Here is a 13,063-nt window from a genome sequence, read left to right on the forward strand (position 1 = left end):
TTGATTCCAATATTTTAAATATGTGATTGCTATTGTGAAAGAATTTCAATTGATTGAACGCTTTTTTACCGGTAGGTCGTCACCGCGTCGAGATGTGAGTCTTGGCATTGGCGATGACTGCGCATTAGTCGAGGCGACTGATAATAAGTCGATTGCGATTTCATGCGATACATTAGTTGAGGGCGTCCATTTTTATAAAGAGATCCCTGCACATGCTTTGGGTTATAAGTCCTTAGCGGTAAATTTATCGGATTTAGCCGCGATGGGGGCAGAGCCTGCATGGATGACGTTAGCACTGACTTTACCTGAAGTTAATGAGTCATGGCTCAGCGAATTTAGTGACGGATTATTTGAGGCGGCGCAATACTATGGTGTGTCTTTGGTTGGGGGAGATACCACTCGTGGCCCCAGAAGTATTACTATTACCATTAATGGTAAAGTGACCAAAGATGAAGCCTTGACTCGAAGTGGTGCTCGAAATGGTGATTGGATTTATGTGACTGGGACCTTAGGGGATTCAGCGTTGGGTTTAGATATATTACGAGGGAAAGTTGAAGTGAATGCAGCTGACAAAGCTTATTTCATTAAACGGCATTATTATCCGACTCCTCGCGTGTTAGCAGGTCAGTCTTTACGGCAATTGGCGACCAGTGCTATTGATTTATCTGACGGCTTAGTTTCTGATATTAATCATTTAATAAAGAGTTCTCACGTGGGTGCTATTATTGATGTTGATGCATTGCCTTTATCATTGGCTTTAAAGAATGCTGTCCCGATCGATGAAGCGTTGGGTTACGCCTTAACTGGTGGTGAGGATTATGAATTGCTCTTTACCGTTCCCGAAGCCCAAAAAGGTGCGTTAGAAACGTCGTTAGCTCATACTGGAGTGACATTTTCTAAAGTTGGCCAAATAACGACAGGCGAACAATTGAAATTGCAAAGCAATGGTGCGGCCTTTGAAGCTATTAATTGTGGATTTGAGCATTTTTAAATGAATTTATTATCAAAAGATAAAGCGTTATCACGCTTATCCTTACGCAATCCTATTCATTGTTTAGCTTTAGGTTTTGGTTCTGGTTTAGTGGCCAAGGCTCCAGGTACCTTTGGTACCTTAGCGGCGATTCCTTTCTATTTACTGATGATGCATTTAAGTTTTCCACTCTATTTAATGTGTGTTGCAATCGGCGCCATTGTGGGGGTTTATATTTGCGGTAAAGCGGCAAAGGACATGCAAGTACATGATCATGGAGCCATTGTATGGGATGAAGTCATCGGCTTGCTGATCACTATGATTGCGGCGCCTGCTGGTCTGTTGTGGCTGGGAGTGGGATTCGTATTATTTCGGTTTTTTGACATTATTAAGCCTTGGCCAATAAGTTGGTTAGATAAGCATGTTCATGGTGGGTTTGGCATTATGATTGATGATGTCTTAGCTGGAATATTAGCCCTATTTTGTATGCAAGTGTTAGCCTTTAATTTTGCTTGATATGGCTTTTATTATATTAATAACCAATACAGTTATTGGCAGTGGTAGATAACCATACTTTGCTTTTTAACTCTATTTCTCGTTTTCATTTAGCCGTTAATGGTGCTTGTTATTCATTATTCGTTAGCGCATCAGATTGGCCCCAATATTGTGCAAAGGCCTCGACAGTTAATCCCGATTTATTGGTGAGGCTTTCATCACAGCTCTGGTTGTAAAGCAAGCGTGTGATTCGTACTTCAGCTTTTATCAAAGCGCCCATGATGGCTGTGTTACCTCGTTTATCTTGTAAGCATGCATTGGCACCTCTTTGGAGTAATAGCGCTGTGGTTTCGTATTGTCCATTATAAGCGGCGACCATTAATGCTGTGTAGCTTTGCTCATTGCTTTGATTAATGGGGAAACCGGCATCAAGGAAACGATTAATGATTTCATTATCACCCAGTCTCGCAGCAGCAAAAAAATAGTCGACCAGCTCAGCTATTTTGTCCTTATTATCGATTGTGTTTGCTTGAACGATATTGGCAATACTGAAGAATATAAGGTTAATTAAAATGAGTATCGCGAAAAACATTCTCATTAGAGATGATCTCTTTGAGCTGAGTGATAGGGGGTTAGAGTAAAAAAATCATGGGGTTAAACAGATTTTTTACTCGTTTCGGCTGGGTTGATTATTTTGCCATTACTTTGACTTTTGATAAATCGGCATTAACGGCTTTTGTCAGGCGTTGGCCAAATTGGTTATCGGCTAAATAGAAATAACTTAGCATGGTGTATTTGACTTTTTGATTAGCGACTTGCCCTAGATCGCCCGCTAAGTTCGAGATCAAATCCTTTTTATCTTGCTTTGTTAAACTTCGATATAAGACACCCGCTTGAGAGAAGTTATCTTCTTTTTTTATGGGTAATTGTTGAACCGTCCCATTTAATTGGGTATTTGTATTTTTATATTGTGGATTACCCGCTAAAGGTACTTGCTGACTTGGCTGGTAATTTATATCGGATTGTGTATTGCCGTTATCTGATTGTCCATCTTGATCGTAATTAGCTATGGTTACTTTAGCTCGATTAATAGGTAATTGGGATAGGTTAGCCCCTAAGCGATATAATTGTGTGTCAGCATAAGAAAATATCCTTCCTTGCAATAATCGATCTTCAGAAGGTTCAATACCAGGGATTAAATTCGAAGGTGCAAAGGCGGCTTGCTCAGTTTCTTGGAAAAAGTTATCTGGTACGCGATTAAGCGTCATGGTACCCACTTTTACTTCTGGGATATCGAGCCACATTTTTGTTGCATCAAGTGGATTATAATCAAAGTTATTCAAATCTTCAGGTTTCATGATTTTGATATATAGATCCCATTTAGGATAGTTTTTCTTGCTGATTTCACTGTAAAGGTCATCGGTCAAGTGGTTAAAGTTTTTTCCTTGGATCTGACTGGCTTCTTCAGCTGTTAAGCCTTTTACCCCTTGCTGACTTTTCCAATTAAATTTGACATATTTGACATCTTTTTGTTTATTAACCCATTTGTAGGCATGGACTCCCCAGCCATTCATTTTTCGATAGCTTGCCGGGGTGCCTAAATTGGTATAAAGCCAAGTGAGCATATGTGTTGAACCGGGCTCATTACTAAAGAAATCAAAGAATCGGTTGGGATCTTGTATATTAGTGATTGGTGACGGTTTTAAAGAATGCACCATATCGGGAAACTTAATGGCGTCACGAATGAAAAAGACAGGTAAATTGTTACCGACTAAATCCCAGTTACCTTCATCGGTGTAAAACTTCGTAGCGAAGCCTCTGGGGTCTCTTAAGGTTTCCGGTGAGCCTTTAGAGTGAATGACCGTTGAAAAACGAACAAAAACAGGGGTTACTTTACCTGCTTGAGAGAAAGGGCTTGAAAGGGTGAGTTCACTGAAATTGCTATCGGAGACAAACTCTCCGTAAGCGCCCGTTCCTCTAGCATGAACCACTCGCTCTGGTATGCGCTCTCTGGCAAAACGTTGCAGTTTCTGGATCAAATGAACATCTTGAAGGAGAACGGGACCTTGACTGCCAGCTGTCATTGAATTTTGATTATCGCCAATAGGCGCACCATTATCTCTAGTCATAGTTTCTGCTTGTACACATAATGAGAATCCTATTGATAAACAGGTTATGCCTTTAGTCAGTTTCATTACGAGTCTCCATGTATTAACTAAGTGTTTGGGTTATGGTCTCCGTATTTTAGTATAGTAGGATTAAGATCTAGTGGACTTAATATTAGCGAGTGTTATTTTTAATAAAATGAAACATGCATTTTCATTAATTTGGATACGTTGCATGAACTACTTGAGGGGAAAGGCATCTGATTGCCCCCAGTATTGTGCAAAAGCTTTGACGGTTAAGCCTGATTTATTAGTGATATTTTCATCACAACTTTGATTGAAAAGTAAACGCACAATATTTAACTCTGCTTTTATCAAGGCTCCCATGATGGCTGTGTTGCCCCGTTTATCTTGTAAGCATGCATTGCACCTCTTTGGAGCAATAGTGCTGTGGTTTCGTATTGTCCATTATAAGCGGCGACCATTAATGCTGTGTAGCTTTGCTCATTGCTTTGATTCATGGGGAAACCAGCGTCAAGGAAACGATTAATGATTTCATTATCACCCAGTCTCGCAGCAGCAAAAAAATAGTCGATGAGCTGACTGGCTTCTTGTTTATGATCCACTTCTTTGGCTTGTACAATATTACTCAGACTGAATAATATCAGATTAATTAAGATGAGTACGCTGAAAAATATTCTCATGAGATATGACCTCTTTAAACAGAATGATGTGAAGTGAGAACAAAGAGTCATGAGGATGACACTTTGTTCTGTTTAGGCGGACTTTATTGAGTTATGACTTTTACTTTTGATAAATCGGCATTAACGGCTTTCGTGAGTCGTTGACCAAAATCTTTATCGGCTGAGTAGAAGTAACTGAGCATGGTATATTTCACTTTTGGGTTAATGACTTGTCCAAGATCGCCAGCCAAGTTTGAGATTAAATCCTTTTTATCTTGCTCGGTTAAACTTCGGTATAAGACACCCGCTTGAGAGAAATTATCTTGTTTTTTAATCGCCAGCTGTTGAATGGTGCCATTAAGTGACGTATTCACACTTTTATATTGTGGATCATCGGTTAAAGGCACTTGCTGACTCGGTTGATAATTAACATCTGATTGTGTTAGATCGCTATTGCCTTGTCTGTCTTGATTATAATTAGCCGATACGACTTTAGAACGATTGATTGGCAGCTGTGATGCATTAGCGCCTAAGCGATATAATTGTGTATCAGCATAAGAAAAAATCCGACCTTGTAATAAGCGATCTTCAGAAGGCTCGATACCCGGAATTAAATTTGAGGGGGCGAATGCTGCTTGCTCGGTTTCTTGGAAAAAGTTACCGGGTACTCGGTTAAGCGTCATGGTACCCATTTTAACTTCAGGGATATCGAGCCACATTTTTGTTGCATCTAATGGGTTGTAGTCAAAGTTATTGAGGTTTTCAGGTTTAAGTACTTTGACGTATAGATCCCATTTAGGATAGTTCTTATTGTTGATTTCACTATACAGATCATCGGTTAAATGATTAAAGTTTTTTCCTTGTATTTGGCTGGCTTCTTCAGATGTTAAGCCTTTTACCCCTTGCTGACTTTTCCAATGAAATTTGACGTATTTAACTTCATTTTGTTGATTAATCCATTTGTAGGCATGAACTCCCCAGCCATCCATTTTTCGATAGCTAGCGGGTGTCCCTAAATTGGTATACACCCAAGTGAGCATATGCGTTGAACCTGGCTCATTACTAAAGAAGTCAAAGAAGCGGTTAGGATCTTGTATATTGGTGACTGGGGAAGGTTTTAAAGAATGCACCATATCGGGAAACTTAATGGCGTCACGAATAAAGAATACCGGTAAGTTATTGCCAACCAGATCCCAGTTACCTTCATCGGTGTAAAATTTGGTTGCAAAGCCTCTTGGATCTCTTAAGGTTTCTGGTGAGCCTTTAGAATGAATAACCGTTGAGAAACGAACAAATACAGGGGTGGCTTTACCCGCTTGAGAAAAAGGGGCTGCGCGGGTGAGTTCACTAAAGTTACTATCGGAGACAAACTCGCCATAAGCGCCCGTTCCTCGAGCATGAACCACTCGTTCAGGAATACGCTCTCGAGCAAACCTTTGTAGCTTTTGAATTAAATTAACATCTTGTAAGAGGACCGGCCCTTGGCTACCCGCAGTGGTTGAGTTTTGATTATCACCGATTGGTGCTCCATTGTCTCGAGTCATTATTTGTGCTTGTGCGCTTAATGAGAGTCCTATTGATAAACAGGCAATGCTTTTAGTTAGTTTCATGGTTAGTCTCCATTGATGTATTCGGTTATAGCGCTCAGTATTATCGATAAATCGAATTAATTGCAGTGGCTTTTATCGATTATATGAATTAATAAAATCGATTAGTGCGCTCAGTATATGGCTGTGGATCAGGGAGGGAGAATGTGAATAGAGATATATTGGGTGTTGATATAAACATTGAATAAATATTTTAATCGATATTTATTAGTGAGTTATGTTTTTCGTGTTAATTTAGAGTGAAAAGAGGCGAACGGTAACAATTTAGGTTAAGGCAACGAGTTGTAAAACGATTAAGCGATGGAATAGTCAGAGAGCGGCTTGGTTGTTTGTGTTTATCTTGTGTTATTTCTGTTGTTAAGGTGAGTTGTATTCTAATTAAATATGTTTTTTGTCAGCCTTGCTAAGTCGCCAATCATGATAGCATCTTGAACTTGGACATGATTGTGGGGCGTGTCAATGTTCAAACAAGCCCGTTGTACTCAGTATCTGGACGGGCTAGGGTATGATTGGCCATTATGACACTTAGGTATAACCCACATTTTATTGCAACAGTTCTTTTGCGTTGGCGAGTGTGTTATTGGTGATCATATCGCCCCCTAAAAGACGGGCGAGTTCTTCAATACGGCTAGGTTTGTCTAATGGAACCATGCTTGTTTCTGTATTGCCAGCTTTGGTATGTTTATTCACGAACATGTGTTGATGACCATTTCCTGCAACCTGAGGGAGGTGAGTGACACAAAAGACTTGGGTTGAGTTACCTAATATTCGCAGCATTCGTCCAACAACAGCGGCAGTAGGGCCTGAAATACCCACATCGACTTCATCGAAAATCAGGGTAGGGGTGGAGACTTTTTTGGCGGTAATGACCTGGATCCCTAAGCCAATTCTGGATAGTTCACCACCTGACGCGACTTTCGCTAAGGCTTGAAGTTCTTGACCGGGATTGGTTGATACGAGAAATTCAATATGATCGCAACCATTACTGGAGACGCTTTCAGCATTAAATTGGATATCAATGGTGAACTTGCCTTTAGGCATATTTAATTCATGTATAGATTGGGTCACTTTTTTATCAAGTTCTTTTGCATAGCGGCTACGACTTTGATTGAGCTTTTTAGCGTGTTGTAGATAGTGTTCTCTACACTGGAGCAATTGTAATTGAACTTCTTCAAGTTTGTCCTCATTAGAACCTAGCTCATTGAGTTCACTTAATAACGCTTGGTGATGAGTATAAAGTTTATTAGGTTGGACTTGGTGCTTTCTTGAAAGCTGCATGACTTTAGATAATCGCTGTTCTAAATAAGCCAAATGTTCAGGATCGAGTTCGAGTCCATCCAGGTAATGGGTGAGTTCATTAGTGCTTTCTTGGACTTGAATAAAAGCATCATTGAGCATAGCGGTGATGTTGGTTAATTTGGGATCATAGCCTTCGAGCACTTGGGCTTGCGAAATGGCATTGTTTAATAAGTATTCAATACTACCTTGATCGTTTTCTTGTAATAAAAATAATTGATTTTGACAAGATTCTACCAGTTCAGTGCCATTGGCGAGCTTTTTATGTTCGGCTTCAATTTGTTCAAACTCATTTTCTTCAATGGAAAATTCATTGAGTTCTTCAACTTGGTATTGGAGTAACTGTTTACGGGCGAGTCTTTGTTGTTGAGACATTTTCAGTTGCTTGAGTTCTTTTTCGACTATTTTGCAGCGTTGATAACCATTACTCACCGCGTCTAACAATAATTTATGATTGGCATAGTTATCCAACAATGTCAGTTGGTGCTCACTTTTAAGCATGGCATGATGGGCGTGTTGACCATGGATACCAACGAGAAGTTGCCCAAGAGACTTCAGTTGAGCTAAAGGCACTGGATTGGCATTAATATAGGCTCTAGAACGGCCATCTGTGCTTATTGTACGCCTAAGAATACATTCATTATCGAGCTCGAGATCATTGTCTTCTAGCCAACGTTTGGCTAACGGCACATCAGCCAAAGCAAAGCGGGCACTGACTTCTGTTTTACTGGCACCAGCACGCACGGTATTGGCATCGGCTCGATTACCTAAGCATAGTCCTAGTGCATCAATCGCAATGGATTTACCGGCACCTGTTTCACCAGTAATACTGGTCATTCCCGCTTTGAAATCTAATTCGAGAAAACGCACAATAGCAAAATTATTGATACTCAGTTGGCAAAGCATAATGATGTCCTGTTCTCTAAATACTGTATTGATAGACAGTGGACTGTATTTTTATACAGTATAGACTGTTTTTTTATACAGTAAATACTTTGTCAGTATCAAGTGGTGTTTTTTCACCCTGTTGAAGAAAAATAATTTTCTACGCGGCGATTGTTTTTTAAACTTGTGCCAATAATTTTTCAATAACAGGTAAAGTAATAAAGCTGATGATGGTGCCAACTAAAACGACGTATGCGCTGCTTAACGTATTGATTTGGTAACGTTGAGCGAGTAAATAGACACTGGCAGCAGTCGGTAGAGCCGTTAAGATGACCCCCATGAATAGCTGTTGATGATCGACGTTAAAATAGATAAGAAAACAGTAAGCTAATATTGGTTGAAGCACGAGCTTTACGGCATTGATTGTTAATAGCTCAGAGAGTTTTATTTTCTGAGGATTAGCGGCCCCCGATTGTCTTGGAGCCTTGGCAAGTACCATCCCTATGGCGAATAATGCACAAGGGCTTGAGGTTGCCCCGATTTGAGTGAGCATTAAATCGATGGGCGTGTAGAGTGGTAATGACAAACTGGATAAAGCAATACCGATGATGCCTGCGATAATGATAGGATTAGTACTCAGGGCGCGAGTGATAATCATGATACCTGAGCTCTGTTGTCTATTGAGTTGGAGCTCTATGGTGACTAAAGCAATCAAACATAAGGATAGAAATTAAACTGGCGATGGCGGCTGAGGTGAACGCTGCAGGTTGTTGTGGAAATAACAACATCATCACAGGAATACCAATGAAGGCGGTATTACCAAAAGTGCCATTGAGCGCTCTGATGGCTGCCAGTGCCTGTTGTTTGGGCTTGACGATTAATGACACTATAATGCATAAGCTGTAAGACACGAGCATCGCCAGAGTCAGACCATTATAAACCCCATTGCAAAATTTCATTAATGGGTGTGTTTGACAGCGCGGTAACGATGATGGCGGGCAGGGCCACATAGTACACATATAAATTGAGACTTTGATCGGCATTACTTGGCAGTATTTTGAGCTTTTGTACCAGCGTGCCGAGTAACATGATGAAGAATATGGCCATTAACGGGGTTAAAATAAGCGGCATAACGTTAACCTAAAGCGATGAGCTAAGTCGTTTCAATTCGAAAGGCTTGGCAAGAGAGACTGAATGTTAGTTGAAAGATAGGTACTTATTCCTTTGAATAAGTATAGATGAGTAGAGTGTTATTTAGGGGATAGCCATTTTAGCGGCCATCACCTTGTTATACTTTTTGGGTCTATATCCGTGATACTTGAAGATGCATGTTTTCAGAGTTCGAAAAAGTGCGTAATTCAAGATGTATTATTGCAGGAATGCTTATTGCCTTTTAAGATAATGCAACGCAGAAGTAGGTGTTTTTACGAACTCCCCAGGGCTGGTTTAAAAGCTTTTTATACTGTGTTACTGAACATCAGCTTAGAATCATCACTAGGCTCTCTGTTCAAAGCCTTGCCTAAAAGGCTTTTAATTCCAGCTGAATCCTGCATCTTCAAGTATCACGGGTATCGTGCTTATTACTCTTGTATGGGCGAACTGATCCCTATGTTCGAAATTCCTACGGCGACGATATCGCGGCGGAAATCTTTGATGAAGTTTGGGGTGATGTTAGCTTGTGCTTCGATGATGTCTAATAAGGTATTTTGTACCTCTTTCTCTGCTTGCATGACGGCATGTTCAAAGATGTAATCGTCTAATGCCGACTCCTTATCAAATTCAATTTCACAGGTTGCTTCTATGTAGTTAGCGACAGTACTTGATGATAACTTACTGATATTAACAATGTCGTCTTCGATTTTACTTTGCATGGCACTGAGGAGAGAGGTTAATGCCACTGCTGTATCCATTGCTGGATAAACACCGTACATGTCAAAATCTGCAGGTTCAGGTGTGTTGGCTTCAAGGCGATCTAAATGGAGATCAATATTCAACTTAAGTTTTGTGTCATACATGGATTGCCATAACAAATTAAGTAAAGTATCGAGTACTTGAGGATCGCCAAATTCACATACATCAGAGAATAATTGGTAATTAGGCAGCATTCGCTGGCAAAGTGCGATTGCAAATAATTTCTTTTGTGGTAGTTCTAACGCTTTGAGACGTTTAAAAAATCCCAGTTTTTTTGTCATCTTATGTCCGAAGATAGCTGTGATATCAATTGATCTGCTGCCGATTCTACCTTAGTTAGCTCATCAAGTAACTCAAGGATTTCAGGTTCAACGTCATCAAGGCTCTTGCTTTTTTTCAAGGCTGACTCAATTTCATGGCAAAGTTTTTGTGTTCTGGGGACGCCGCAATAGCAACTTGCGCCATGGAGCTTGTGAACATGACTGAGCATTGAGGGGCTGTCGCTTTTATCAAGGGCCTGCTGGATATTATCCCGTGTTTCAGGTAATGAATCTAATAACATTTTCATCATGTCTAATGCTAAATCAGGCTTGTTATTTGCTTGCGATAAACACAGATCCCAATTTAAGGTATTTTGGTCAAAATGCGTAAAAGTGGGGCGTTTCTTCCACTTTTGAATGATATCTTTAAGGGCTGACTCGTCGATGGGCTTCGGTAAGTAGTCATTCATGCCGCATGCATTAATGTGTTCTCTTTCTTCTGCAATAGCATGGGCGGTGACCGCAATAATAGGGGTATTGCGGTTAAGTGAATCTTGACGAATTTGTTTTGTGGCACTGAGTCCATCCGTGCCAGGCATTTGGATATCCATGAAAATGAGATCGAAACGACGTTGTTTGGCCAGCATAACGGCTTTGTCGCCACTGTCGGTGACGGTGACATGGCTGACGACTTCTTTCAGTAAAGTATCAATTAATTTTAAATTTGCAGGATTATCATCGACGGCAAAGACACTCAATTTTTCTCGACTTAAGGGAGGGGTTACCATTGCTTGAGCAGGGAGATATTGCTGTGAATGACTATGTGGATAAATGAGGCTTTTTGCTAAACTGCGTTCACTTAACGGTGCGGGTAGCATCTTGTCAACGTAAGGATGAAATTGTGATAAGGTTTCTTGCTGATCAAGGCCATGAGCGATCACTAATACATAATCTGATTTGTCTTTAACTTGCTTAATCATATTTCGAGAAAGTTGGGGGGTTAACAAACCGATACTGCTTAACAGTGCATAATCAAAATGTCTATCAGTGTGTATTAATAAACTGCTTAATTCTTCTTGAGTGCGCACGTGACGAACCTGTAGTCCCCAAAGTTGTAAAAGTCTGTCTATGGCCGAATGGGATAAGTCTCTTGGTTCGAACAAGAGTAAACTCTTGTTTTTTAATTCTTGTATATTATACGGAATATTAATGGGGTATTGACTTTGTTGTAGGTTAAAAGTGAACCAAAACGTTGAGCCTGAATGAGGGGATGAATCACAGCCTATTTCGCCTCCCATCCGGTTTACGAGGCGTTTAGTAATAACCAATCCTAAACCAGTGCCCCCAAAACGGCGAGATATTGATGAGTCTGCCTGACCAAAAGCCTGAAATAGACAGGCTTGTTGATTGAGATCAATCCCAATGCCGGTATCACTGACCTCACATTTTAAACAGATCTGATGATCGATCAGTGTCGTGAGCTGAATTTTTAACAGAATGCTACCTTTATCAGTAAACTTAATGGCGTTACCGATTAAGTTGGTAATGATTTGCCCAAACCGCATGGCATCCCCTGACACATCTTCGGGAATATTGGGATCAATGTCGATGACCAGCTCGAGATCTTTTTCATAGGCACTGTTGGCTAATAAGATGATGGTTTCATCTATGGTTTCTCTTAATGAAAAAGGCATGTTTTCTAAGGCCATTTTTCCGGCTTCTAATTTAGAAAAATCGAGAATATCATTAATGATGCCTAATAAATTGGTTGCACTTCGTTCGATGGTGGTGATGTAGTCTTGTTGACTGGAATGTAGAGGGGTTTTAAGCAGTTGCTTAGCGAAACCGATCACGCCATTTAATGGCGTGCGCAACTCATGAGACATGTTTGCCAAGAATTCTGACTTAATGCGGCTCGCCTCTTGAGCGCGTTTTTTCGCTAAATCTAATTCTACATTTTGAATTTCAATTTGTTCTAATGTTTCCCTTAAATCCAACGTTGCTTGATCAATATTTTGCTGCATTTCTTCATGATATTCGGATAAGGATCCCGCCATGGCGTTAATGCCGCGTTTGAGTAAATCTAGCTCACCGATTAAATTACCCGTTAAGCGAGTATCAAGTTTCCCTTCACGAATTTTAGCGACAACCCTTACCATTTCTGTAATGGGCTGAGTGACGTTTTTAACCAATCTAAAAGTGAACAGAAGATTGAGCTGAACACCAATTAATACAATGATGAAGGCGGCAACAGCCGCCCGGTGTTGCTCTAATAAGGCATTTTCCTTATTGATCAGAATGGCGATATAACCTAATTTTTTTTCGTTATATTGCGGTTGCATCGAGTGACTATTGTAAGACTGGATTAAATTATTTCGAGTTGAAAAAATAGGGCTGCGTAGGATTAAGCTATCGCCTAAATGCTCTATCTCGGTTTCTTTTAAGCGATCGGTGGCTTGTTCAAAGCGCATGAATTCATGATTTTTATAATGATGTGAGGTGACTATTACCCGATTATCATTATCAAAAATAGCAATAAATTGTACCAAAGATGGCTTATTCAGTTGGGCTGAGGTAATGAGTCTTTTAGTGGTTTCAAAATCGTTATTTTCTAATCCAGCTTCGGCAGCAATGGCTAAAGGCTCGATGATATTGCTCGCTTGTTCTGTGAGCGTTTCTTCAAGCTCATAGAATCGATTTATGGTAAAATAGCTTCCTAATAATATACCGACTAAAATTGTCGGCGCTAATGCCAGTACCAGAACCCAAGAGCGCAGGCTGTATTTGGCCATGTTATTGGCATTGTTCATTGAGTCGTAATTTACCGTAAGTTAGTGAAATTATTTCATAT

The 13,063-nt window shown here is 40.2% G+C and carries 9 protein-coding genes and 1 pseudogene; 2 read left to right on the top strand and 8 right to left on the bottom strand.

Annotation, left to right across the window (positions count from 1 at the left end; all coding sequences use genetic code 11):
* Window positions 1–34: 34 nt before the first annotated feature.
* Window positions 35–991 (top strand): thiamine-phosphate kinase, encoded by a 957-nt coding sequence (thiL, locus tag L2764_RS05600; protein ID WP_248939254.1) that lies wholly within the window; start codon window positions 35–37, stop codon window positions 989–991.
* Window positions 992–1,486 (top strand): phosphatidylglycerophosphatase A family protein, encoded by a 495-nt coding sequence (locus tag L2764_RS05605; RefSeq protein WP_248939255.1) that lies wholly within the window; start codon window positions 992–994, stop codon window positions 1,484–1,486.
* Between the two features lie 109 nt (window positions 1,487–1,595).
* Here the strand turns inward: L2764_RS05605 and L2764_RS05610 are convergent, their stop codons facing one another.
* The 8 genes and pseudogenes from L2764_RS05610 to barA form a co-directional block, all read right to left on the bottom strand.
* Window positions 1,596–2,063 (bottom strand): ankyrin repeat domain-containing protein, encoded by a 468-nt coding sequence (locus L2764_RS05610; protein ID WP_248939256.1) that lies wholly within the window; start codon window positions 2,061–2,063, stop codon window positions 1,596–1,598.
* Between the two features lie 91 nt (window positions 2,064–2,154).
* Window positions 2,155–3,660 carry a catalase gene (locus L2764_RS05615; protein WP_248939257.1) on the bottom strand — a complete coding sequence of 502 codons (1,506 nt, stop codon included), beginning with the start codon at window positions 3,658–3,660 and terminating at the stop codon, window positions 2,155–2,157.
* A 284-nt stretch (window positions 3,661–3,944) separates the two neighbouring features.
* A complete protein-coding gene (locus L2764_RS05620; protein WP_248939258.1) occupies window positions 3,945–4,274 on the bottom strand; it encodes an ankyrin repeat domain-containing protein in 330 nt (109 codons plus the stop codon).
* A gap of 83 nt (window positions 4,275–4,357) precedes the next feature.
* Window positions 4,358–5,863, bottom strand: coding sequence for a catalase KatE1 (katE1, locus tag L2764_RS05625; RefSeq protein WP_283106917.1), 1,506 nt, complete (start codon window positions 5,861–5,863; stop codon window positions 4,358–4,360).
* Window positions 5,864–6,403: 540 nt separating this feature from the next.
* Window positions 6,404–8,062, bottom strand: coding sequence for a DNA repair protein RecN (gene recN / locus L2764_RS05630; protein ID WP_248939259.1), 1,659 nt, complete (start codon window positions 8,060–8,062; stop codon window positions 6,404–6,406).
* A gap of 157 nt (window positions 8,063–8,219) precedes the next feature.
* A pseudogene (locus tag L2764_RS05635) lies at window positions 8,220–9,172 on the bottom strand (AEC family transporter).
* A gap of 449 nt (window positions 9,173–9,621) precedes the next feature.
* Entirely contained in the window at window positions 9,622–10,233 is a 612-nt protein-coding gene (locus L2764_RS05640; RefSeq protein WP_248939260.1) for a YjaG family protein, read from the bottom strand.
* The gene (gene barA, locus L2764_RS05645; RefSeq protein WP_248939261.1) at window positions 10,230–13,022 is read right to left on the bottom strand and encodes a two-component sensor histidine kinase BarA; all 2,793 of its coding nucleotides are present in this window, start codon (window positions 13,020–13,022) and stop codon (window positions 10,230–10,232) included. The genes L2764_RS05640 and barA overlap by 4 nt, the downstream gene beginning before the upstream one ends.
* Between the last annotated feature and the right edge of the window lie 41 nt (window positions 13,023–13,063).

Origin of the sequence: Shewanella surugensis, assembly GCF_023284005.1 — a bacterium.
Taxonomy (GTDB): domain Bacteria; phylum Pseudomonadota; class Gammaproteobacteria; order Enterobacterales; family Shewanellaceae; genus Shewanella; species Shewanella surugensis.

Bases quoted from the DNA above. Each gene is read 5' to 3' on its own strand.
- L2764_RS05605 (WP_248939255.1), top strand. From the start codon at position 992: ATGAATTTATTATCAAAAGATAAAGCGTTATCACGCTTATCCTTACGC.
- L2764_RS05610 (WP_248939256.1), bottom strand. From the start codon at position 2,063: ATGAGAATGTTTTTCGCGATACTCATTTTAATTAACCTTATATTCTTC.
- L2764_RS05615 (WP_248939257.1), bottom strand. From the start codon at position 3,660: ATGAAACTGACTAAAGGCATAACCTGTTTATCAATAGGATTCTCATTA.
- L2764_RS05620 (WP_248939258.1), bottom strand. From the start codon at position 4,274: ATGAGAATATTTTTCAGCGTACTCATCTTAATTAATCTGATATTATTC.
- katE1 (WP_283106917.1), bottom strand. From the start codon at position 5,863: ATGAAACTAACTAAAAGCATTGCCTGTTTATCAATAGGACTCTCATTA.
- recN (WP_248939259.1), bottom strand. From the start codon at position 8,062: ATGCTTTGCCAACTGAGTATCAATAATTTTGCTATTGTGCGTTTTCTC.
- L2764_RS05640 (WP_248939260.1), bottom strand. From the start codon at position 10,233: ATGACAAAAAAACTGGGATTTTTTAAACGTCTCAAAGCGTTAGAACTA.
- barA (WP_248939261.1), bottom strand. From the start codon at position 13,022: ATGAACAATGCCAATAACATGGCCAAATACAGCCTGCGCTCTTGGGTT.